Raw genomic sequence first — 24806 nt, forward strand, 5'->3', positions numbered from 1 at the left:
TCTTTGTGGTTGATCACGCTGTGAAGCAATTGTTATTCCTTGCCCATCGGATTCCTTATCCCCCCAATAAGGGAGACAAGATTCGTTCTTTTAATTTGCTTAAACAACTGGCGAAAGATTATCGCGTCCACCTGGGGGCTTTTGTTGATGATGTGGACGATTGGCGGCATGTGTCAGCGTTGCAGGAGATATGTCAGGAGGTTTATCTAGTTAACCTGCGGCCTCGGTTACGAAAACTGAGAAGTTTATCTGGATTCATCACTCGTGAGCCTCTGAGCTTGCCTTATTATCGAGATGCTCGAATGCAAGCCTGGGTCGATCAGAAATTGAGACGCGACAAAATTTACCAACTATTCGTGTACTCCTCCACCATGGCGCAGTATGTGCAGAATAAAAATAATAATGAATTGCACCGGGTGATCGATTTTGTCGACGTAGATTCTGAAAAGTGGCGCCATTATGCCCCACACCATCCTTGGCCATTGAGTTGGATTTATAGGCGGGAAGGGAAAAAGCTCTTCGATTATGAGCGAGAGGTGGCTGCCGAGTTTGATGCTACCCTGTTCGTGACCCCAGAGGAGGCTGCCCTGTTCCGAAGGCTTGCCCCGGAGGTGGCAGAACGGGTGACCGACATGGGCAATGGAGTCGATACAGATTATTTTTCACCTCACCGAACTTATCCCAATCCTTACCTTGTGGGAGAGCGGGTATTGGTGTTTACTGGGGCCATGGATTATTGGGCTAATGGAGATGCAGTAAGTTGGTTTGTTCGGGAAGTTTTTGCTCCTATTAAACTTCAGGTTCCTTGCGCCAAATTCTATATTGTCGGCGCCCGACCTACGGAAGCGGTACAACGCCTTGCAACCGTGGAGGGCGTACAAGTGACCGGAGCAGTCAAAGACATTCGTCCCTATCTTGCCCATGCTTGTGCCGCTGTGGCGCCTTTGCGGGTGGCAAGGGGGTTGCAAAATAAGGTCTTGGAGGCCATGGCCATGGCCAAGCCGGTATTGGCAACTCCGGCGGCGATGGAAGGGATACGCAGTCATTCAAAGCTTATGAGCCTGGTCAGCGATGATCCGGGTGTTTTTGCCCAACATGCCATTGCGTTTCTAAAAGATGAAAAGAGTAGCGAGTATGGGAAATTAGGTCGAGATATGGTATCTCGTTACTACAACTGGTATGAACATTTAAAGCAACTTGAGAACTTGCTTGAAAGGCAGCCGCAGACAAGGAGGATAGTATCGGCGGATACTCAAAAAGTTATCAATTCTACGGCTGTATAAATTTGGATCAATATAGCCGCGAATGTACGCGCGGCTAATTATCTAAGCGGCTAGAAGAACAATATGGACCATGCAGTAGAAAAAAACGTTTCAAAAGCAGCTCATCCCTTAATTGGCAAGTTTGCAGATCACTCAGTAAAAGCCCCTAACTGGCGAAAATATACATTCATAACTGGGCTTGGCCTGCTGGTTTTATTTGCACTGTTCTGGCCTACTTTTATGTCTATGGTCGCCATCTGGTGGCGCTCAGAGACTTTTGCTCACGGGTTTCTGATTTTTCCAATCAGTATATTCTTAGTCTGGCGCCAACGTGCTACTTTAACCCAGCTTGTACCTCAGCCTGATCTTCGAGCGCTGGCATTATTAATTTTGCTAGGTTTAGCATGGATGCTCGCCCAGGTGGCTGATGTTCTCGTGATCCAGCAGCTTGCTTTTGTTGGGATGATTCCGGCAATGGTCTGTTTGCTGCTTGGTTGGTCTGTGACTAAAGCTATTATTTTTCCCCTAGGATTTCTTTTGTTTGCAGTTCCGATGGGGGAGGCGCTTATCCCTCCCATGATGGACTTTACCGCAGATTTTACTATTAATCTGCTGCAACTCACAGGAATACCTGTATATCGTCAGGGAACGTTTTTTAGCATTCCCAGTGGCGACTGGTCTGTGGTTGAAGGCTGTAGCGGTGTACGTTATCTCATCGCCTCTTTGACCTTAGGTTGCCTTTATGCCTACTTGAACTACTATAGCTACTGGCGCAGAGCCCTATTTATTGCATTTTCTGCCATGATGCCAATCATCGCCAATGGTTTTCGGGCCTACATGATTGTGATGATTGCCCATCTAAGTGATATGAAGCTGGCCCTTGGCGTTGACCATTTTATCTACGGCTGGGTGTTCTTTGGCATTGTGATGATGGTGATGTTTTGGATAGGAACTTTTTGGCGTGAAAGGGAGCCTGTCCCAAGGGCGATTGACACAGGGGCACAGAGAGGTGAGGACCGCACTGGGGGAATGGGCTTTTCTCCAGGAGTTGCCCTGATGGTTGGTTTGCTAGTGATAATGATATGGCCAGCTTGGGGTACCTATATCAACCGTGCTGGGCAAGAGATGACAGCCGTTACCCTTGAGCCGCCTGTGACCATGGCATCATGGCAGCCTATAGGGTATAGGATCACAGAGTGGTCACCCCATTACGTCAATCCCACAGCAGAAATTCAGCAGGACTATCAAAATAATCACTCACAGGTAGGCGTTTATTTGGCTTATTACCAGGGTCAAAAACAAGGTGCAGAGCTAATAAATTCCCAGAATGTGATGGTGGTGCAAAAGCATCCAGTGTGGCGCCAGCTTGCCCACCAAGAAACCACAGTTAATCTTCAGGGCAAGCAAACCACAGTATCTGAGGCCCATCTCAATTCTGCACACCAAGATCTTCTTGTTTGGCATTGGAATTGGATTGCAGGCCACTATACGATAAATTCATACATTGCCAAGCTCTTAGAGGCTGGCACAAAACTTCTTGGGAAATCGCGCGAGGGTTCGGCTATTGTTATCTACACCCCTATAAAGACCAATAAAGAAGAAGCACGGGCAACCATGCAGCATTTTCTTGATGACATGTTGCCGGCTATCGAAGCTCGCCTCTAGGCAGAATATATTTGAGAATCCATGTGCGGCATTGCAGGCATTTTTGATATCCGGCTCCAGCGCGAAATAAATCGCAATCTATTGACTCGGATGAATCAAGCTCTATTCCACCGGGGACCGGATGAGGGAGGGTTACATCTTGAACCGGGACTGGGTCTTGCTCATCGGCGATTGTCTATTATCGATTTAGCCAGCGGACAGCAACCGCTCTTTAATGAAGACGGCTCAGTCGCCGTCGTCTACAACGGCGAAATTTACAATTTTCAAGAGCTGTCAGCAGAACTTGTTAAGTTGGGTCATGTTTTTCGGACTCGATGTGACACGGAAGTGATTGTACATGCCTGGGAAGAATGGGGCGAACGGTGTGTAGAACGTTTTCGTGGTATGTTTGCCTTTGCCGTGTGGGATCGCAACCGGAGGAGCCTCTTTCTGGCGCGGGACCGAGTCGGTATCAAGCCCCTTCATTATGTTGTGCTGCCAAGTGGACATTTACTGTTTGCTTCTGAACTTAAAGCTTTGATGATCCATCCTGATTTTCCCCGGGAATTTGCGCCCCCTGCAATCGAAGATTATTTCGCCTATGGATATATTCCCGATCCCAAGACCTTCTTTAAAGGCGTTTTTAAGCTACTACCGGGCCATACCCTTACAGTACAATGGGGCAAGCCAGTTCCGGAGCCCTGTCAATACTGGAATGTATCCTTTAAAAGCCAAGATAAAGCACAAGATAAAGTTTGCCAGGAGCTGCTTGAAGAGTTACAGGAAGCGGTTAGAATTCGCTTGATTGCGGAGGTACCGCTGGGGGCTTTTTTGTCTGGTGGAGTAGACTCGAGTGCCGTGGTGGCCATGATGTCGAAATTATCTAATACGCCGGTGAATACTTGTTCGATTTCTTTTGGCGAGCCCGCCTTTAATGAAGCTCAGTATGCAGCACAAGTTGCCGCGCGCTACCAGACACATCATTATTTAGATAAAGTCGAATCAAATGACTTTAATTTGCTTGACCGTTTGGCCGAGGTCTATGATGAACCCTTTGCCGATAATTCGGCCATTCCTACCTATCGAGTTTGTGAGTTGGCACGCAAGCGGGTGACGGTGGCCCTGTCCGGGGATGGTGGAGATGAAATTTTCGCAGGCTATCGACGTTATCGATGGCATATCCACGAAGAACGTGTTCGCAACTTATTTCCTTCGGCCATTCGTCGGCCTCTGTTTAGTTTCCTAGCGGCAATCTATCCCCAAGCAGAATGGGTACCGCGTCCTTTGCGGGCTAAAACCACTTTTCAAGAATTAGCTTGCGATTCCATCGAAGGCTATTTTCATAACGTATCCCTATTACCTGACGGGCTGCGTAGCCAATTGTTTAGCCATGCTTTTAAAGAGAACTTACAAGGCTATCAGGCCATTGATGTATTGCGAGCGCATCTGCAGCAGGCGCCGGATCATCCTCTTTCTCGGGCCCAGTATTTAGATTTTAAAACCTATCTTCCTGGTGATATTTTGACCAAAGTGGATCGAGCAAGTATGGCCCACGGTTTGGAGGTCCGTGTTCCTATCCTGGACCATCAATTCGTTGAGTGGGCAGCTGGGATTTCGCCTACTTTCAAACTCCAGGGTGGCAATGGAAAATATATTTTCAAGCAAGCATTGGCTCCTTATCTATCAGAGGATATTCTTTATCGTCCCAAAATGGGTTTTGCGGTGCCTTTGGCAGCTTGGTTTCGCGGGCCACTGCGCAAAAGGGTACGACAGGCGGTTCTTAGTCCCCTGCTCGCCGATTCAGGAATATTTGATATGGGCTTTCTGGGCCATATGGTTGACGATCATGAAGCGGGACGCCGAGACTATAGTGCGGCCCTATGGGCCTTGTTGATGTTCGAGGCTTCTTGGCGGCGGATATTAGAGGGAAGAGAAGGTGCTTCCCAAGTGGTGGGAACAAGGGCTTTTGCTAATTGATGCGGTATATCTCATCCAGCGCATGACATTGTTTTATTTTTATGGAACCACCGCAGAAATGATGGCTTCCTGATGCGTATCCTTCATATACTCGATCATTCTATCCCCTTACAGAGTGGTTACACTTTTCGTACCCGTGCGATTCTTGAACAACAACGAGCGCTTGGATGGGAAACCAGCCACATTACTAGCCCCAAGCATTATGTCGCTGAAAGCTTGGAAGAGGAGATTGATAGTTTTCATTTTTACCGCTCACCACGGATAAATGGTGTTCGGGCAAGGCTTCCAATTATGAACCAGTTTGCCGTCATTGATACATTAGCAAAGCGGCTTGATGAAGTCGTGCGGAAAGTGCAACCGGATCTCCTTCATGCTCACTCGCCTGCATTGAATGGGGCAGCAGCGGTGCGTATCGCACGGCGCTGGGGACTTCCCGTGGTGTATGAAGTGCGCGCCTTTTGGGAGGATGCGGCAGTAGACCATGGTACCAGTCGGGCCGGGGGTCTCCGTTATCGCCTAACTCAAGGCCTTGAAACATGGGTGCTGAAACAAGTTGGGGCAGTGACAACCATTTGCGAGGGCTTGCGCTCGGAGATTATTGCCCGCGGTATTCCTTCCGACAAAGTGACTGTAATCCCCAATGCCGTGGATCCAGGAAAATTTCAGATGGGTGCCGAACCCGATCAAACACTAGCGACGAAATTGGGCTTTAAAGGTAAACAAGTTTTGGGTTTTATTGGATCTTTCTATGCCTATGAAGGGCTCTCTTTGTTGTTAGAATCCTTTCCCATAATTTTGGCCTCAGCACCTAATACACGTCTGCTTTTAGTGGGGGGGGGGCCTCAGGAACACAATTTAAAGGCTTTAGTTCGCGAAAGAGGGTTCGACGATAAAGTCATATTCACTGGGCGGGTTCCCCATGCAGAGGTACAACGTTACTACGATTTAGTGGATATCTTCGTCTATCCACGGTTACCTATGCGGCTCACAGAAATTGTGACTCCCCTCAAACCCCTTGAGGCCATGGCGCAGGGCAAGCTTGTCGTTGCCTCAGACGTAGGAGGACATAAGGAGCTGATTCGGGCAGGTGAAACAGGCGAGCTTTTCAAGGCAGGAGATCCGGAAGCCCTCGCTCATACAGTATTGAACTTGTTGGCACAACCTGAACATTGGCCTCAGCGTAAAGCAGCTGGGCGCCGTTTCATCGAAAAAGAACGGTGCTGGCCAGCCAGTGTGGCGCGCTATGAAACCGTGTATCGAGGACTGTGTTGAGCTGTTGCAGCTATCGCATAAACTAACCTCATCAGCAGCCATGCTGCCTACACCTCGACTTGTTGTCTTCACCACTTTATTTCCCCATCCGGGGCAGCCGGGTATGGGACTCTTCATCCGTGAACGCATGTTTCGGGTGGGTCAGACATTGCCGGTGGTGGTGGTAGCGCCTGTCCCTTGGTTTCCATTTCAAGGGCTTATCCGCTACCTCAAACCCCATTTTAGGCCCCCTGCACCCCGATATGAGCAGCAACAAGGATTTGAGGTTTACCATCCACGCTTTTTTTCTGTGCCTGGGAGGTTCAAAACCCTTGATGGTTTATTTTTGGCGCTCAGTAGCTTTGTTGTTCTACGGCGCTTAAAGCAGCACTATGATTTTGAGGTGCTCGATGCCCACTTTGCTTATCCTGACGGGTATGCAGCGACCTTGTTAGGGCGTTGGTTGAAGGTGCCTGTGACTATCACCATGCGGGGCACAGAATCGCGCTTGGCCAATGATCCCCAATTTCGCCGCTTGTTGTGTCTAGCATTGCAGCGTGCACAGCGAATATTTTGTGTTTCAGAATCCTTGAAACGCCTTGCCATAACGCTCGGTGTTAGGGAAGAAAAGATCCAGGTGGTCCCTAACGGGGTTGATACCGGTAAATTTGCACCGATTTCAAAAGAGAAGGCAAGGCAAAAACTTGGATTACCCTTGCAGGCACCGGTACTAGTGACAGTCGGCGCGCTAGTTGAACGTAAAGGTTTCCACCGGGTTATTGAGTTAATGCCACAACTCCGCCAGGAGTTCCCCGAGTTGATCTATCTTGTTGTGGGCGGATCTTCACCGGAAGGGGATTGGCGTAAAAAACTACAACAACAAGCGGAAGCGTTAGGGCTTCAGGAGAGGGTTCGGTTTCTGGGACAATTTTCCCCTGAGGAACTCAAGGTGCCGCTTTCGGCAGCAGATGTTTTTGTCTTGGCAACGCGAAATGAAGGTTGGGCCAATGTGTTACTTGAAGCCATGGCTTGCGGGCTTCCCGTCGTCACCACCGATGTGGGAGGAAATGCAGAGGTTATTTCCACATCTAATCTTGGTGAAGTCATCCCCTTTGGCGACGCAGCAGCTTTGGAAAGCGCCCTCGCAGGCGCACTTAGAAAATCTTGGGAGCGAGCAAAGCTTATTGCCTATGCCAAGGGGAACTCTTGGGATCTACGGGTTGCAACGCTGGTGCAAGCGTTCCAAAAGCTAGTATGCACCCATGCCAATGAATCTACCTTAAAGGTAAAAAATGCACGAAGCATTCGTTCATAGGATGAACAGGCAAAGCAAGCCTGTTGATTTCTTTGTGTTCTTCGTGCCTTTGTGGTGATTTGTTAATAACTCAGCGGACTCTGCGTCTTTGCGGTTAGGATATTCTAGAAAGTAAAGCGACGGTGTTAGATCTAATTTCAGCAAAAGCTTTCAGGCGGGAGACTACAGATGGCTTTTGGATCAAAGTAGAAAAAACTTTATGTCACCATGGCGATCAGGTTAGAAGGGGATTACGCGGCTTGTGGTGGGATCGTGATCGAGCCGTCGCGAACCGGCCTCTATTCGTGGTGGGCTGTAGTCGAGCAGGAACTACTTTGGTGTATCGCACCTTCTCGGAAGCGGCAGAATTAGGATCCTTAAAACGTGAGACTCATGATTTTTGGAATAGCTTACATCCTATCGAGAATCGAGGATGGAAAACTCATGCCTTGAATCGAAACGATGCGCAGCCGGGGGAGCGGGAAGCGGTTTCACGTTACTTCTATATTTATACGGGGCAGCGGCGATTCATAGACAAAAATAATCAAAACGGACTCAGTATCCCCTATCTTCATGCCTTGTTCCCGGATGCTCATTTTGTCTATGTCAAACGCAATCCAGGGGACAATATTCATTCCTTAATAGAAGGATGGACTATGCCGGAGCGGTTCGGGACCTGGTCAGGAGACTTACCTGCACGGCTGGCTATCGAAGGAGGGCGATACACGCGCTGGTGTTTTTTTCTTGCTGAGGGATGGTCAGCGTATTGTGACGCTTCCATTGAGGAAGTCTGTGCCTTCCAATATCGGATTATGAATCAGGCGATTCTCAAAGCGCGGGAAGAGATTAACCCCGCCCAGTGGACGGAAATTGCTTATGAAGACGTACTCGCCAACCCCGTACAGGCTTTCCAGAGTGCCTTTGCTTCAGCTGGGTTGTCTTTCAACCGCCATCTGGAACAACACTGCCGGACTATCTTATCTCATCCTTATAACGCCTTTTCGGAAATCAAAAAAGATAAGTGGAAGAGTTCTGAGAATGCGCGGCGAATAGAGCGGGTTTTGCCTAGGGTTGCCGGGGTTGCTAAGCAAATGGGCTACTGTGGGTAGCAGAATATCGTGACAAAAGGTCGCACCTGCAAAAAATTATTAGCGCCTCTGTGGAATGATATCCAGGCCCGATAGATATGGCAGTACTAATGGCGGTAATGGCACTGTGGATAATCGGGGGCAGTCTCTTATTGGTTTTCTATTACCGCCATACGTTGCTGACGCTCTGGCGGGAGCCTATGTTGCGTCGTCCAGTATTGATTATTGAAAGTGATGATTGGGGTCCTGGGCCGGCTGAACATGCAGAGGTTTTAAGCCGTTTAATTGCTACTCTTTCATCCCACAGAGACTGTTCTGGCCATCCAGCGGTAATGACCCTGGGGCTAGTACTTTCAATACCAGATACGAACCGGATTCGCCAAGTCTCGGCCATTGAGTATCACCGGCGTAGGATAGATCATCCTCAGTTCGCAAAAATTTTGGCGGCCATTTGTGAAGGGGAAAAGCTCAATGTGTTTTCCTTGCAACTGCATGGGATGGAGCATTTTTGGCCGCCGGCGCTTTTATCTGCCGCAGGGACTGACAGTACTATAAAACAGTGGCTTACTACAGAGGAGTTCCCTAACACAGAAGAATTACCTTCCCCTCTTCAGAGTCGCTGGATCGATGCTGTTGGATTGCCCTCGACCCCCCTTAGTGAAGCAGCCATTACTGCAGCGGTAGCGGAGGAGATCCAAGCGTTTTCTTCAATCTTTGGGCGGTTGCCCCAAGTCGTTGTGCCGCCCACGTTTATCTGGAATGAGATGGTGGAAAAGCAGTGGACGCAAGCTGGAGTGCAAATTATTGTGACTCCTGGCCGGCGCCTAGAACATCGGGATAAAACAGGAAAGCCGGTCCCTATAGGGCCACCTCTTTTTAATGGCATGCACAGCACTTCCGGTGCCATTTATGTGATTCGAAATAGCTATTTTGAACCTCAATGGGGTCATACAGCCCAACGTGCGCTGCAAAAGTTGGAACAGAACTGGCAATTGGCAAGGCCGACCCTTTTTGAATCGCACCGGTTTAATTTTACAGGTGCTGCGGCAGAAGCCGATCAGGCATTTACCGAGCTTCATCGTTTGTTGGCGCAGGCCTTGAAGCGGTACCCGGATCTGCTGTTTATGGGAACGGCACAGTTGATGGAGCAGATGCTGAAGCAGGATCCTAACCTCGTAGAGAACCGGCTAGCCGGTCGGGTACAAATATGGCTAAAACGTCTAGCGCAGACGGGACGGTTGTACAAGTTAGCTTGGATTACGGGTCTTGCATTAGTGGCAGTACCGGTCTTTTACCTGGCGCGTTTTGCGATGGTGACAGGCTCCTATGCTCACAGCTTGAATGTTGCACCGCAAAGGGATAGGGAACGCTGAGAAATTATTGGAAAATCCCTGTATGAAGGTAAACTTCTCTGTCATTATCCCGGTTTACAATGGCGCCGATACTCTCCCGCGCGCTCTTCAATCGGTATTGGAGCAGACGTATTCACCCTTTGAAATTATTGTGGTGGATGATGGCTCTACGGATGAGACTGCTGAAGTGGTGCGCCGCTTTGGCGATCAAATTCGCTACTTTCGCCAAGAGAATAAGGGCGTTTCTGCCGCCCGAAATGCAGGTGCTAAAGCGGCTAGTGGTGACTGGTTGGCCTTTCTTGATGCCGATGATTGGTATTATCCGGATCGCCTGCGTTGGCACGCTCTGTGGATTGAAGAGGACTCTTCTCTAGATTTCTTAACCGGAGATCAGGAATATCGCCGGCCAGATGGAACTTTGATTCGAAAGTCCATGGAAAGTACCGGCGTTGGTCGAGCGGCCCTGATGCGGGCTGACAAGCAAGCTAGAACCCTCATGACCGAAGCCGAAGTGGGTGATTTTATAGAAAACCATTTTGGGGACACACCCACTTTGAGCGTTCCGCGCCGCACTTTCCTTGAACTAGGGGGCTATCCTGTGGGCTGTACGGTCTGTGAAGATGTGAACTTTTTGATTCGGCTATGTGCAAGAAGCCATCGCATTGGTGTCATCTGCCAGTCCCTAGCTGTTTATTGCGTTCATCAAAACAGTGCCACCCGCTCTGATCCCTTGGGAGCCCAAAAGCAGACCGTTGCGGCCCTGTTACCGCTGCGCCAAACCTTGGCCCATGCTGCTCCCGCCGTGCGCAATGGATTGGAACGGGGGGTGCGCCGTGCTCGCCGGGATTTGGCTACGGTGCTGCTCCGACAGGGAAGATATATTGAAGCTATTTGCGCCGTGGGAGTTTCATTTTTAGAAAAGCCCCATTGGAATACCTTACGGGAGGTGCTTTCAGTCGCTCGCGGCCTCAAGGGGGGAGGGCGTAGTGGCTGATAAACGCCGTTATCTAGTGGTTACGGAGAAGTTTCCGCCTCGTAAGGGCGGCTCCAACCTCTGGTTTGACGAGGTTTATCGACGAATTGGGGACAAAAATACCCATATTGTCACTAATGATCAGCCAGGAGCCGGGGAGTACGATACTGCCCATCCCAATACCATCCACCGGCTTTCCCTGGCCCGTCGCTGGTGGCTGCGGCCCGAATCGCTCTTTATTTATCTTAAATTGTTGCTGAAGTCATTGAGTTTGTCATGGCGTCATCCATTTGATGCCGTTCACGCGGGACGAGTATTGTCGGAAGGTTTTGTCGGTTGGTTGGTGGCGCGTCTAGGGGGGGTGCCTTTGGTCATTTATGCCCATGGCGAGGAGATTACGACTTGGCGGCAGCCGACCAAGTTCAAAGTCATGCGCTTTGTTTATCGTCGGGCGGACCAGATTATTGCCAATAGCGAGTTTACCCGTGAAGAGCTTCTAAAGCTGGGTGTCAAATCCGAGCGAATTAGGGTTATCTTCCCTGGCGTTGATTTGGGACGCTTTCAGCCTGGACTCCCATCCACGGATCTACGCCAAGCACTGAGTTTATCCTCGGAAAGTAAGTTGATTCTCTCTGTCGGGCGACTTTCCCGACGTAAGGGTTTTGATTATATCCTTCAATCTCTTCCCTTGCTGATGGAAAAAGGGCTGGATATTCACTACGGGATTATTGGCATTGGAGAAGACGAAGATTATTTGATCGCTTTGGCCCGAAAGCTTGATGTGGCCTCCCGGTTCCATCTCTTAGGCCATGTTTCCCCCGAAGATTTGCCCCGTTGGTATAACGCGGCGGATGTTTTTGCCATGCCCAACCGAGCTGTCAACAATGACACCGAAGGATTTGGCATGGTCTTTATTGAAGCTGCGGCCTGTGGCAAACCAGTCATTGCTGGACAGGCGGGGGGAACTGGCTCGGCAGTTATCGATAATGTGACCGGCTTACGGGTCGATGGCGCGTCTCTCGAGGCGGTCGGCAAAGCTTTAGAGCAGATTCTCGAAGATGAAGATTTGGCAAGACAGCTAGGTCAAAATGGACGGACCCGTGCCGTGGAGAGTTTTTCCTGGGATGAAGTGGCCCGTAAAACTTTATTGCTAGATAGCGGTGTTGTTTCTTCTACGCACTCCGTGCCTCTAAAGTGAATTGCTATCTCTTGCGGTAAATAGATCTTCCAAATGCATCCTTATCTCTCGCGCCATTTGCTTTACCCTCTCCATGAGAGTTTGGTTAAACGCCCCACTTTTAAGTACTTAGCGGAGTTGGAACAGAGTCAATGGCTATCGCGGCCAGAAATCGAAAGGCTGCAAGGGACAAAACTCAAGGCACTGCTCCGTGTTGCCTATGACCATTGTCCTTGGCATAGAAAACGCATTCAGGAGGCAGGTTTAGAACTAGACGGCGAGACGCCGCTCACTTTACAGGATCTTCGGCGCTTGCCCACCATGAATAAACAGGATGCCCTTGAAAATCGAGATGAGATGACTTGGCAGGGCGTTCCCGGAGGCGCCTTTAAGTACAACACGGGCGGCTCAAGTGGTGAGCCTCTTATTTTTTATTTTGGGCGCTGGCGGCAGGCTTCGGATGCTGCGGGTCGCATGCGGGCCCGCCGCTGGTGGGGCATTGAAGTAGGGGAGCCGGAAGTCTACCTGTGGGGGGCGCCCGTCGAATTAGACAAGACGGATCGTGTCAAAGCTATTCGCGATCGTTTGCTCAATCAATTGGTTTTAAATGCCTTTGAGATGTCCCCTGGTAATATGGATACCTACTTGGAGGCTATTCAAGCCTTCAAGCCCAAATGTCTCTATGGTTATGCGAGCAGCATGGCGTTGCTGGCTGCCCACGCTCGGGAACGTCATACCAAGCTCATCCTACCCAGTCTGAAGGCGGTTTGCACAACAGGGGAACCCCTCTACCCCTACCAGCAAGCATTAATTGAAAAGGTTTTTGGAGCACCGGTGGCCAACGAGTTTGGGAGCCGGGATATCGGTTTTACCGCCCATGAGACTCCCCAAGGCCAAGTACTCTTGATGAGTGAAAGCATTATTCTGGAAGTTTTGGACCCAGAAGGGCAGCCGGTGGGGGAAGGAGAGCTCGGAGAGGCGGTGATGACAGGGCTGTGTTCCGAGGCACAACCCTTCATCCGCTACCGCACCGGGGATATTGTTCGGCAAAGTAATGATACTTGCCAAAGGGGGCGTGGCCTTCATGTGATTGGGGAAGTCATTGGCCGAAGCACCGATTTTATTGTCCGTTCTGATGGCGCGATCATGCACGCCTTAGCCGTCATTTACGTTCTGAGAGCCATAGAGGGGGTGGCTGAGTTCAAATTGATTCAACATACCGTCCGCGATGTGGAAGTATTACTTGTCCCCAGCCGTAGCTGGCAGGCAGAGGCAAACCCGCAGATCATAAAAGGGCTCCAGGCGCGCCTCGGAGATGAGGTGCGGGTACAGATTCGATTACTAGACCAGATACCACCAGAAATATCAGGGAAGCATCGCTATGTGGTAAGTCATGTGCCACTTCCTGCGGCCCTTAAGATAGCTGCTAACACCAATAATGTACCGCAGAGTCGCAGAGAAACGCGAAAACTAGCATGAACTTTAACAAAGTCCTCAGCGCACCCTTCCGCTACAAGCCTTGGCGGCTACACCATTTACGCCTTATCCTGGGGGATCTCACAGGGACTGCCCGACAGCCGGAAAAAGATCACCAAACCCACTTGGAAGCAGCCATCGCCTGGTTATGCCAAGCCCAAGATGTCCGCAATGAAAAACCGGATGCGGGTGGTGTTTCGGCAGGTTGGAGTTTTGAGGATGGTTGGTTACCCAGCTATCCAGAGACCAGCGGCTATATCATCGAGACTTTTATTGCTGCGGCAGAGGTTCTCCATCGCCCGGATTTGTTGGATCGTGTCCAAAGGATTATCGATTGGGAGCTCTCCATCCAGAACGCGGAGGGTTCCTTCCCAGGCCATTTTGGCGAGCCTAGTAGCCGCCCCGTGATTTTCAATACCGGCCAGATCATCCACGGCATGGTGGCAGGCTACATTCACTTGGATAGAGAGGAATGTTTGGAAGCTGCCGTGAGTGCGGGTCATTGGATGGTGGCCTGTCAAGATGAAGATGGGTGCTGGCGGAAGAATGTGCATCAGGGCGTGCCCCATACTTACAATACCCGAGCCGCCTGGGCCCTGCTGCGCACAGCATTAATTGCGGAAGACCCTACCTTAAAGCAAGCGGCAATTCGCAATCTGGATTGGGCCCTCACTCAACAGACAGAAAACGGCTGGTTTGCTACCAATGCCTTCACGCCGGATAAAATTCCCTTTACCCATACCATTGCCTACGCCATCCGTGGTTTGCTCGAATCGGGGCTATTGCTTGGCGATGAACGCTATATTGCTTCGGCTGAGAAGGCCGCCATGGCCCTCGCTAGGGCACAGAGAGAAGACGGCTGGCTGGCAGGGACCTACGATAATGGCTGGGTGCCCAAGGCAGGCTATTGTTGCCTCACTGGCTTAGCCCAGACCACCATTATTTGGCAGCGCCTGGGGCAAGCAAGAGGTACTAGCGAACTGCAACTCCACATTGACAGAGCTTTGCGGTACTTGAAACAGTGTCACCGAACAACCCCTTATGGCCGACCCGAGGCAGGGGGAGTGGCAGGATCAGCCCCCATTTGGGGGCGCTATTCTATGTTCGAGTTTCCCAACTGGGCCGCTAAGTTTTTTGCGGATGCGCTAATGATGGAGATGAAGGATATTACTATTCCTATGCTTTTATCTTCTCAGACACTGTCTAAGGCCGCGGTTAGCCATGGCTGAATTGTCCGTCATGGTTTTCTGTGGGCGCTCTCCCCGCCATCTCTATGTGGCCAACCGGTTGTGTCAGGCTGCCCATCCTCTAGCCATTGTTCAGGAAGCCGGTGCTGAGTGGAATGCCAAGAAGATACAGCGCCTCTTGAGGCCTGCCAACGTATGGCGTAAGGGCTGGCGTTGGCTGCGAGACCGGAAGCGCTACCAAGGTGGAAAAGAAGCACAATTTTTCTTTGGTTCTGATTCTCCCCACCTGATCCGCGAAGACTTGCAAGTCGAGGTTGCCCACATCAATCATCCAGAGGTACTCGCGCTAACCAAGCGGCTTAAGCCTGATGTGATCACCGTGTTTGGGACTTCGCTTATCCGGGGGGAACTCCTCGAACAAGGACGCCTGGGAATTATCAATCTTCATGGGGGACTTTCTCCCCACTACCGAGGAGCGGACTGCACCTTCTGGGCCTTATACAATGGAGAACCTGACCAGGTGGGCTGTACCTTGCATTACATTGATGCTGGCGTTGATACAGGGAATCTCATTGCCCATATCTGCCCAGAGATCAAAGAAGGCGATGATGAACTCACCTTATTTTGGCGGGCGGTGAAGGATAGCGCCGAAGTCTTTGCCGAAGCGCTTGAGCGCCTGGGACAAGGCGAACAATTGGGACAACGGCAACGCCAAAAAGGCCGCCTATACCAGGTTAAAGACAGGCTGTGGCGGCATGAACGGGAGCTGGAAAAGCGCTTAGCAGGGGGAGTATTGAAAGACATCAATCTCCAGCCGCGTGTGCTTTGGTTTCCAAGTGAGTAAAATGGAAGAAGATTTCTACCACAAAGACACGAAGACACAAAGAAGAAGTAATCCAGTAGTTAAGCTAATATTTTAGTATTGCCATCGAGTACGCCTAAACTTAGCCCGCGGGCGAGCTAGCGGCTGGGGGCGGCGCAGGCCCAAAGCCGCTGCTAAATTTTAAAACTTAAAACTCAGCACAACCCACCTATGTCCGAATCGAGAATTACCGTCTATACCCCCGACTCCTCCCTCGCTAACCCACGGAAAATGGTGGGCGAGATGTTCCGCGATCTGCTCAGGGGCCGTGAATTGGCCTGGCGACTTGCAGTGCGTGACATCAGTTCCCAGTACCGTCAGGCGTTCCTTGGCATCTTCTGGGCCTTTATCACTCCTTTGGCGACAACGATTACTTGGATTTTTCTCAGCGGCAGCGGTATCGTCTCGGTAGGTGAAACTAATCTGCCTTATCCGGTTTACGTTTTTACCGGCACCCTGCTGTGGTCAATCCTGATCGATGCCATGAACGCCCCTACGCAGCAGACCAACGCCGCCCGCGGCATGTTGGCCAAGCTCAACTTTCCCCGTGAGGCGCTCCTGCTCTCTGGCATCTATAAGATACTGTTCAATACCGGCATCAAGATGATGCTCCTGATCGGCGCATTGTTGCTGGTTGGTATCAATCCGGGCTGGAGTCTGTTACTTTTCCCCCTCGGCATCCTGTCGTTGATTCTGGTCGGCACCGCTATCGGATTGCTGATCACCCCGGTCGGTATGCTCTATACCGACGTGGGTCGGGCCGTTCCGCTGCTAATGAATTTTGTCATGTACCTTACACCAGTGGTATTTCCTATGCCCAAAGAAGGCTGGGTCGCTACCCTCTACCAAATTAATCCCCTGAGCCCGGTTATTCTCACTGCCCGGGATTGGCTTACCGGCTTTCCGCCAGAATTCCTGGGTTACTTCCTGGTGGTCAATGTCGCGGCCTTCGCCTTGCTGCTAGTAGTTTGGGTCGCCTACCGGCTGGCGATGCCGATTATCATTGAGCGGATGAGTGCATGAGGGCGAGAAGAGTTTTAAAGCTAAACTCTCAGTGGCCAATCCTTGGGCTGGTTAACTTTTGGTGTGAGCCTCACTACTTAAAACTTAAAACTTAAAACTTAAAATTCCTATGTCCGACACCCTGATCAAAGTCGACGATCTTTCCAAAAAATTCTGCCGCAGCCTCAAGCGGTCGCTGTGGTATGGCCTGCAAGATCTTGGTAACGAACTGCGCGGTCAGCGCCATGGTGGTAACGGTGAACTTCGCCCGGAAGAGTTTTGGGCGGCGAGGGATATCAATTTTGAACTGAACCGAGGCGAATGCCTGGGCCTCATCGGCCATAATGGCGCTGGCAAGACAACTCTGCTGCGAATGCTCAACGGCCTAATCAAACCTGACCAGGGCCGTATTGAGATGCGCGGTCAGGTAGGGGCGTTGATCGCCTTAGGTGCCGGCTTCAATCCGATTTTGACCGGACGCGAGAATATTTATGTCAATGCCTCGGTACTGGGCCTGAGCAAACGCCATGTAGACGCCAAGTTGGAGGAAATCATCGACTTTGCGGAAATCGGCGAATTCATCGACACGCCGGTTCGGAACTACAGCTCCGGAATGAATGTGCGGTTAGGGTTTGCGGTCGCCGCGGTCTTGATCGAGCCTGATATTCTTTTCCTTGACGAAGTGCTAGCGGTGGGCGATATCGGCTTTGTCATCAAATGCCTGAACACCGTCCGTCGCCTAACTGAAAACGCGGCGGTAGTGTTTGTCTCCCACAATATGCAGTATATCTCATCGTTCTGCACGCGGGTTATGGTTATGGAGCATGGATCGACGCTGCTTGATAGCCCTAATCCAGCAGAAGGCATTGATCATTACTATGCATTGGTCAAGCACGAGGTGCAGACCTCCGGGACGGGGGAAGCCCTGGTGTTGGGTCTTGATCTGTTGGTGGACGGCGAGACGCTGACCGGGGAGGAACCAAGCATTCCCCAGGGTTCGTCAGTCACGGCAATGCTCCGAGTACGTGTGGACGGACCACGGCGCGGCGCACACGTTTCGCTCTTTATACACGATGAGACAATGGCCCCGGTGGTATGCACACCAATTTATGATGCCGATTCCCGGATGCTTTGCCTATCCCCTGGTGAACATCACCTCGAAATTCCCCTTGGGATCATTGACTTGAATGCCGGAAAATATTCCTTTGTGGTTGCTATTCGTGATGTAAAGACATCAATATCTTTGGCGCGGGTGCAAGGGCTGAGATCCTTCCGGGTGTTCTCTGAGAGAACTCATTGGGGGAAAATTGTGAGGCCCGCTATCCCGCAATCTGAAATAGTTACCTGCAAGCAAGCTGCAGTAACTCGGAGATGTTGAAGTATAAAAGAAAAAATAAAAGCGGAACCGATTTTAGGGCGCTCCGGTAACAGCTTATTTAATCAAATCATTTACTTGCACATAACTGTGTGCAGCCAAAAATAAAGATGTAAGAAAATTATTTCGTCGATCGCAGCGATTTCTTGTAGAGGTACGCAAACCGCTTTTCTGATCATGGCGGACGCAATTTTTAGAGCGAAAGTTGGGAGTTTCATCATACAAAAAGTTGGAAAGGGGGTTTTGTAATATTACGATGCTGCATCTCTTCAAACGGTTATTAGAAGCGGTTTTTTTCGCAACCACTTCAATACATACGCTATGAATGACAAGCCCATTTACGTTACCCAGCCCTATCTGCCGCCACTGGAAGAGTTTATTCCCTATCTTGAAAAAATTTGGGATAGTAAGCTCCTTACCAACAAGGGGCCGTTTCATCAGGAGCTTGAAGAAGCCCTGTGTGACTACCTTGACGTTGAGCATCTCGCTCTGTTTGCCAACGGCACCATCGCGCTGGTTACTGCACTGCAAGCATTGCGCATCGCTGGCGAAGTCATTACCACGCCTTTTTCCTTTGTCGCTACCGCCCATTCCCTGCTGTGGAACGGTATCAAGCCGGTGTTCGTCGACATCGATCCGAATACGCTCAATCTGGACCCCACTAAGATCGAGGCCGCTATTACCCCGCACACCACAGCTATTCTGCCGGTGCATTGTTACGGCAATCCTTGTGATGTGGATGCCATTCAGACTATTGCTGACAATTACAACGTCAAGGTTATTTACGATGCGGCCCATGCCTTTGGTGTCCAATGCCACTGCGGCAGCGTGCTGAAACACGGTGACTTGTCGGTGCTGAGCTTCCATGCCACCAAAGTATTTAATACCTTCGAGGGCGGCGCTATCGTCTGTCCGGACGCCAGGACCAAGCAGCACATCGATAATTTAAAAAACTTTGGCTTTGTCAACGAAACCACAGTGGTGGCATCCGGTATCAATGGCAAGATGAGTGAGTTCAACGCTGCCCTCGGGTTGCTACAACTCAAGCACCTTGACCGGGCACTGGCCCGACGGTGTGAGATCGATCACACCTATCGCGAATTATTGAAAGACGTTCCAGGAATACGGTGCGTCGATCAGGCTGGTCAACATGCGGCGAATTACGCTTATTTCCCAATTCTGGTCGAAGCGGACTATCCGCTGAGCCGGGACGCACTGTATCAGAAGCTGCGTGAGAATAATATCTACGGACGGCGGTACTTCTATCCGCTGATTTCCGAGTTTCCCATGTATCGGGGATTATCGTCAGCCCAGCGGAGTAATTTACCGGTAGCCAGCGAAATCGCAGAGAAGGTGATTTGCTTGCCGATTTATCCAGCGCTTTCGAACAATGATCTCAATTATATCATTGCGATTATTAGCGATCCCCAATAATGAAACGAATCCTCTTTCTCGGTGCTGCCCCTACCCAAATTCCTCCTATTCGCTATGCGCTTGCCCAAGGCCATTACGTGATTACTTGTGATTACTTGCCTAGCAATCCCGGCCATAGACTAGCCCATGAATGGCATAATGTTTCCACCACCGATAAAGATGCGGTCCTTGACTTGGCGCGGAACTTGGCAATTGATGGAATCGTTGCGTATGCTTCAGATCCATCCGCCCCCACAGGGGCATATGTGGCAGAACACTTGGGCTTGCCTGGCAACCCCTATCAAGCAGTACTTACACTAGCAAGAAAGGATCTCTTTCGGAGGTTTCTTTCTGAGAATGGTTTTAATGTGCCACGTTCAGGCTCATTTTACTCTTTGCAAGAAGCTATCGACTGGGCATCTACAGTTAATCTGCCTGTCTTTGTAAAACCTATCGATTCCTCGGGAAGTAAAGGCCTGACTTTTGTGAATCATTTGTCAGATCTTGAAAAAGCCTTTGATTACGCACAGTCATTTTCCCGAGAAAAAGTAGTCGTTATTGAAGAGCAAATAGAAAAATCTGGCTACCAAATTGATAGCGATGTTTTCATGGTGGATGGTAAATTGCAATTTTGGCAGTGGGGTGACCAACATCAGGATCCAGTATGCAACCCCTATGCGCCTATATCATCAAGCTATCCTTCAATAATCGACCACGATATAGGACTAGAAGCGGCGCGCCAAGTTGAGAGACTACTAAACTCTCTTTCCTTTAAAAGAGGCGCATTTAACGTGGAATTTCTAGTAGATATTAATAAGCGTATTTGGATCCTTGAAATTGGTGCAAGAAACGGCGGGAAGAATATCCCTATAGCTATAAAGTATGCAACGGGTGTAGATCTGATTAAATATACGGTAGATGCGGCTTTGGGAGAAGACTGCTCAAATCTGTCAAACGCCCCAGTGAAGGGTTTTTGGTCAAACTACACGATTCATTCCAGGGCAACTGGGACTTTCAAGGATCTCTGGATCTCAAATCGCGCGCAAAATAATATCGTTGAGCAGCATCTCTGGATAAAACCAGGCCAAACAGTAATGAAATACCGTAGCTCTAGTGATACGTTGGGTACTATGATAATGCGTTACGACAGCATGGAGCAAATGCTTGAAATGACAGATAACATGGAAAAGGATGTTCGTGTTATTGTCGAATAAGTAGGGAAGCCTCAAAAATGCCTAATAGAATGCTAACCAAAGTCGCATTACACGGAGTGCCGCGTTCCGGCACGTCCTGGATAGGTGAAATCCTTAACAGCTCCCCTTACACTATCTATCGGTATCAACCATTATTCTCGTATGGTTTAAAGGACTTTTTGACACCTGCTTCTACCAAAGAAGATATTAATGATTTTTTTGATCTGCTTTATCAAAAAGAGGATGATTTCTTAAACCAAACAAAAAAAAGATCATCTGGGAAATTTCCGGTATTTAAAAAGGAAACCTATACTCATATTGTATATAAAGAGGTTCGGTATATTAATATCCTTTTTAATCTTTTGAGAAAATTAGATGATCTCTATCTGTGTTGTGTCATTCGAAACCCGTTGTCAGTCATTAATTCCTGGCTAAAAGCACCGCGTGAGTTCAGAGGTGATTTGGGTTGGGATGAGTTGGAAGAGTGGCGCTATGCACTAAAAAAAAATCTGAATAAGCCAGAGGAATTTAACGGCTATGAAAAATGGAAAGAAGCAGCATTAATATTTCATCGACTAAAAGAGCAATACCCTAATCGAGTCCATATTATGCGGTATGAGGATTTTCTTTCAATGCCGATAGAACAAACCAAGTTTTTATATGAATCAATTGGTCTAGAACTCACCGAATCAACGATAGATTTTTTGAGCAAGAGCATGAATACAGAAAATTCAGATCCCTACTCCGTATACAGAACTAATCAAAATGATAATAGTTGGAGGATGGAGCTTAATCCGCATATTGCAGAGGGAATTCAAGCTGATCTTCAAGGCAGTGAGCTTGAAATCTATATTAAATAAATAGGCGTTTGCCGGACTGTGATATTAATAGAAAATTGGCCTGGCACTCCGAAATGTTTAATTTATCTACTCTTTAAACTGCCGTATTGGCATTCAAATGGATCTGGGCCTAGAAGGTTTTCTTGGCGGCTAGTGAGTCGTTAGGAGAGAGGGTAACTTGGCAATCATTTATAGAATAAAAAAACGATATTGGGCTTTTCTGAACAAGATAAAGAAGTTTCGGGAGTCTCTAATTAAAATAAGATGTGTGCCTAAAAATGTTATTAGCAGCATAGCTATTAGAATAGCTAGAAGAAAGGGCTACTCTCCTTACATGGCGCCTTTAGTATGGAATCGCCTATGTAACGATTTTTTCGAAAATAAAAGTATTCCTTTTCAAAAAAAAAAATATGGGCTTATAAGCGCGGGTTTTTTAGTGAGCGTATTGTACGATATGGATTGACTGATACGAACTATAAGTCATTTATCCCGGATTTAGTGTATTTGAAAATGCATCCACTTAATGGTGTATACAGCAAATGGATTGATGACAAATTAACAATGCGATATGTTTTCAGCCATTATGCTGAGTATATGCCAAAGTATTATTTTGAAATACAAAAAAATAAAATTTTGCGGTTGATTGATTATTCTCATAATTTTAATTCAAAACCAGCTTTTGATGATGTATTGGACCTTTTGAAAGAAGAAGAATGCTTGGCTTTGAAACCCTGGACAGGTTCGGGCGGTAGAGGCTTTCATAAGCTCTCAGTAAAGGATGATCAATTTTATCTTGATAATCATAAAATTACTAAAGATGAAATTAAATCTCTATTTGCAAAGCTCGATAATTACATTGTTACTGAATATGTTAGCTCCCATGCAGAAATACAAAAAATATATGATGTTACGCCTAATACTCTGCGTCTTATGGTAATTTATGATCAGAGTGATGGCCCGCAGATCACCGGAGCATTCATGCGCTTCGGAGTGAAGTCTTCAGGTATGGTGGATAATGCCGGGGCAGGGGGAATTTTTTGTGGCGTAAGATTATCCGATGGAGCGCTATTTAGTCCCAAACAAGCAGTGAATGGGAATGTTATTAATGTTGAGAATCATCCAGATACGGGGGTGACTATAAAAGGGTATTTACCACATTGGGGTATCATAACCAAAAAAATGATTGAAATTGGGTACAGCATGCCGCAACTTGTATATACAGGCTATGATATCGTCATAACAAATAATAGTTTTAAATTTATTGAGATAAACTCTCATCAGGATTTGCAATACATTCAGCCTTTTTTTCCTCTTATGGAAAACGAATATTGTCGACGTTTTTTTACAATAAGATAAAAACTTTAATTAATATATTCAGGGCGATCATTCATTATCAGAAAAATCGCTTTTCCTCTTCGTACCAGCTGCAAGCCTTGCTGCACATTACGGGACTTATGGCGCCAAGCGCAGTGTCACAGTACTTATCATTGATGTTTATTATTTATAGATTAATGCTCGCGAGGGATGCCTATGGCTGCCTTCGATACATTCACGGGCTAGTTTTTTGCGAGACGCCTAGGATATTTTCCGTATCGGTGCAGGTGTAGTGGTGATGGCTGGCACAGAAACAAATGGGGTCTATGGAGGCAATCCGCGCCACGTCTGAAGGCAAACAGCAATGGACATCACGAAGAGATAAGTTCCCCATTGGATAACAGACAGTGTGATGAAGATCTGCATTATCGGCATGGGGGTCAGCGGCGGCCTGCTCGCTATCAAGCTTGCACTGCCGGAAAAGATGTCACTGCTGTCGGCAGGGCTTATATTTTGAAGTAATGCATGAGAACGGACTTTATTGGAGATGACAGGTGGTACTCAGTATATCGTTTCTGGCGGCATGCGGGCTACTGTTGCAGGATATCTAGGCGGGTCCGCACAGGAGATAGAGTAGGCTCAGTTGCTGAACTTGACCAGCTGATAGGAACGAATTGTCCTTCTCGGGCGACGCACTCTGCGAGTGTATCAAATTACTTAATTACATGATGCAGTATCCAGTTTTGCGTTGTGAGGCGTTCATTGCTGTTCCGAATTACTAACATACTAGAAAAAGAAGCTAACCGTGAGTAGAAATGTTCCGAGCTATGACTTGACTTATTCGGAAGAGCAAGGCCCATGGCTTGCTCAGCCGGTCCGTATCACGGAACAGGCTTGGCCCACAGATACTGTGCCTGTTGTCAGCATCCTCTGCATCACTTATAACCATGAAAAATTTATTAGCGAGTGCCTTGATGGCTTCCTCATGCAGAAAACAACCTTTCCTGTTGAGGTATTGATTCATGATGATGCTTCTACCGACGCCACAGCGGACATTATCCGCGAGTATGAGGGCCAATTTCCCCATATTATTAAGCCCATTTACCAAACTGAGAATCAGTATTCTAAAGGGGTGAAGCCAAATCCAACTTTTAACATTCCAAGGGCCAAAGGCAAATACATCGCTATCTGCGAAGGGGATGACTATTGGACAGACCCGTTAAAACTGCAAAAGCAGGTAGATTTTTTGGAAGCCAATCCTGATTTTTCTATATGCTTTCATAAGGTCAAAATTTTAAAGGATGGTCAATTAATAGATGATTACATTACAAAAGTACCCAGGTTTGAATCTACTCTGCTTGATTTAGTTGCGGGCAACTATATTCATACTCTTTCCTGTGTTTGTAAAAATCGGGGTTTTGAAGTTCTTGGATCCAACTTTAGATATTCTCCTATAGGTGATTATTATTTCCATTGTATGAATGCCCAATATGGAAAAATTTACTATATAAACGAGACCATGGCAGTTTATAGGGCTCATGATCAGTCCGTTTGGTCAAATAAAAGTTATCTGTATCGCCAGCAGAAAACACAGGAAGCAAGAAAAGTTATCCTAAAAGATTTATCTAAAGATCATGCAGATGCTATTAATGTATTGGCAAAGTGTCATATTAATACTGCTTATTTTTTATATCGTGACTATCGCGAAGAATTTTCCCTAGAAGATTTAATTATCACTGATTTTCCTGCTTACACACTTCAGTTAGCCTCCTTACTTTTTGACTCGTATTCAGAAATCAAAGCCAAAGAATCTGAACTTAAAGAAATTAAAGAGAGACAACATAGTTTATCCTTTGTCTTAAAGCGATTAGTTCTGATTGTGAAGATGAAGTTAAGTAACTTAAAACGGACAGTTAGAGAAAATGTTCGTCACTATTTTATCAGCAACCGTTCTTAATTTCTTTTTTACTTCGCAAGAACAAGCAATATGAACTGATTCCGATAGAAATAGAATTTGATGTTCTTTCAGTTTCCAATCCATAATTAGCGCTATACAGCCAAGACAAAATAGTTAGAAAAAATAACCTCCCAAATTAATAGGGGAGGCAGCGAATCACAATTGGAGCT

At 48.1% G+C, this 24806-nt stretch carries 19 protein-coding genes; all 19 read left to right on the top strand.

Annotated elements, in window-relative coordinates; translation table 11 throughout:
• Nucleotides 1–5 precede the first annotated feature (5 nt).
• The 19 genes from E3U44_RS08145 to E3U44_RS08235 all read left to right on the top strand — a co-directional run bounded on the left by E3U44_RS08145 (nucleotide 6) and on the right by E3U44_RS08235 (nucleotide 24636).
• The gene (locus E3U44_RS08145) at nucleotides 6–1283 is read left to right on the top strand and encodes a TIGR03087 family PEP-CTERM/XrtA system glycosyltransferase (RefSeq protein ID WP_240761779.1); all 1278 of its coding nucleotides are present in this window, start codon (nucleotides 6–8) and stop codon (nucleotides 1281–1283) included.
• 63 nt (nucleotides 1284–1346) lie between these two features.
• The gene (xrtA, locus tag E3U44_RS08150; RefSeq protein ID WP_134357677.1) at nucleotides 1347–2927 is read left to right on the top strand and encodes an exosortase A; all 1581 of its coding nucleotides are present in this window, start codon (nucleotides 1347–1349) and stop codon (nucleotides 2925–2927) included.
• Between the two features lie 21 nt (nucleotides 2928–2948).
• Nucleotides 2949–4883 (top strand): XrtA/PEP-CTERM system amidotransferase, encoded by a 1935-nt coding sequence (locus tag E3U44_RS08155; RefSeq protein WP_134357678.1) that lies wholly within the window; start codon nucleotides 2949–2951, stop codon nucleotides 4881–4883.
• A 72-nt stretch (nucleotides 4884–4955) separates the two neighbouring features.
• Entirely contained in the window at nucleotides 4956–6155 is a 1200-nt protein-coding gene (locus tag E3U44_RS08160; protein ID WP_134357679.1) for a TIGR04063 family PEP-CTERM/XrtA system glycosyltransferase, read from the top strand.
• Between the two features lie 40 nt (nucleotides 6156–6195).
• Entirely contained in the window at nucleotides 6196–7449 is a 1254-nt protein-coding gene (locus E3U44_RS08165; RefSeq protein ID WP_134359723.1) for a glycosyltransferase, read from the top strand.
• A gap of 122 nt (nucleotides 7450–7571) precedes the next feature.
• Nucleotides 7572–8537, top strand: a complete 966-nt coding sequence (locus tag E3U44_RS08170) for a sulfotransferase family protein (protein WP_206054923.1) — start codon at nucleotides 7572–7574, stop codon at nucleotides 8535–8537.
• Between the two features lie 77 nt (nucleotides 8538–8614).
• Nucleotides 8615–9889, top strand: a complete 1275-nt coding sequence (locus E3U44_RS08175) for a glycosyl hydrolase (protein WP_134357680.1) — start codon at nucleotides 8615–8617, stop codon at nucleotides 9887–9889.
• Nucleotides 9890–9911: 22 nt separating this feature from the next.
• A complete protein-coding gene (locus tag E3U44_RS08180) occupies nucleotides 9912–10862 on the top strand; it encodes a glycosyltransferase family A protein (protein ID WP_134357681.1) in 951 nt (316 codons plus the stop codon).
• Nucleotides 10855–12039: a glycosyltransferase family 4 protein gene (locus E3U44_RS08185; RefSeq protein ID WP_134357682.1), complete on the top strand. Its 1185-nt coding sequence runs from the start codon at nucleotides 10855–10857 to the stop codon at nucleotides 12037–12039. The genes E3U44_RS08180 and E3U44_RS08185 overlap by 8 nt, the downstream gene beginning before the upstream one ends.
• A 33-nt stretch (nucleotides 12040–12072) precedes the next feature.
• A complete protein-coding gene (locus tag E3U44_RS08190; RefSeq protein ID WP_134357683.1) occupies nucleotides 12073–13497 on the top strand; it encodes a phenylacetate--CoA ligase family protein in 1425 nt (474 codons plus the stop codon).
• Nucleotides 13494–14723, top strand: coding sequence for a prenyltransferase/squalene oxidase repeat-containing protein (locus tag E3U44_RS08195; RefSeq protein WP_134357684.1), 1230 nt, complete (start codon nucleotides 13494–13496; stop codon nucleotides 14721–14723). Before E3U44_RS08190 ends, E3U44_RS08195 begins: the two co-directional genes overlap by 4 nt.
• Nucleotides 14716–15525, top strand: a complete 810-nt coding sequence (locus E3U44_RS08200) for a formyl transferase (RefSeq protein ID WP_134357685.1) — start codon at nucleotides 14716–14718, stop codon at nucleotides 15523–15525. The genes E3U44_RS08195 and E3U44_RS08200 overlap by 8 nt, the downstream gene beginning before the upstream one ends.
• A gap of 189 nt (nucleotides 15526–15714) precedes the next feature.
• On the top strand, nucleotides 15715–16566 hold the full coding sequence (locus tag E3U44_RS08205; RefSeq protein ID WP_134357686.1) for an ABC transporter permease: 852 nt from the start codon (nucleotides 15715–15717) through the stop codon (nucleotides 16564–16566).
• Nucleotides 16567–16675: 109 nt separating this feature from the next.
• Nucleotides 16676–17923: an ABC transporter ATP-binding protein gene (locus E3U44_RS08210; protein ID WP_134357687.1), complete on the top strand. Its 1248-nt coding sequence runs from the start codon at nucleotides 16676–16678 to the stop codon at nucleotides 17921–17923.
• A gap of 318 nt (nucleotides 17924–18241) precedes the next feature.
• Nucleotides 18242–19354 (top strand): DegT/DnrJ/EryC1/StrS family aminotransferase, encoded by a 1113-nt coding sequence (locus tag E3U44_RS08215; RefSeq protein WP_134357688.1) that lies wholly within the window; start codon nucleotides 18242–18244, stop codon nucleotides 19352–19354.
• Entirely contained in the window at nucleotides 19354–20547 is a 1194-nt protein-coding gene (locus tag E3U44_RS08220; RefSeq protein ID WP_134357689.1) for an ATP-binding protein, read from the top strand. Before E3U44_RS08215 ends, E3U44_RS08220 begins: the two co-directional genes overlap by 1 nt.
• 17 nt (nucleotides 20548–20564) lie before the next feature.
• Entirely contained in the window at nucleotides 20565–21386 is an 822-nt protein-coding gene (locus tag E3U44_RS08225) for a sulfotransferase (RefSeq protein ID WP_134357690.1), read from the top strand.
• Between the two features lie 438 nt (nucleotides 21387–21824).
• Nucleotides 21825–22721: a sugar-transfer associated ATP-grasp domain-containing protein gene (locus tag E3U44_RS08230; protein ID WP_134357691.1), complete on the top strand. Its 897-nt coding sequence runs from the start codon at nucleotides 21825–21827 to the stop codon at nucleotides 22719–22721.
• 763 nt (nucleotides 22722–23484) lie between these two features.
• A complete protein-coding gene (locus E3U44_RS08235) occupies nucleotides 23485–24636 on the top strand; it encodes a glycosyltransferase family 2 protein (protein WP_206054924.1) in 1152 nt (383 codons plus the stop codon).
• Nucleotides 24637–24806 lie beyond the last annotated feature (170 nt).

The organism is Nitrosococcus wardiae (assembly GCF_004421105.1).
In the GTDB taxonomy this organism is placed as follows: Bacteria; Pseudomonadota; Gammaproteobacteria; order Nitrosococcales; family Nitrosococcaceae; genus Nitrosococcus; species Nitrosococcus wardiae.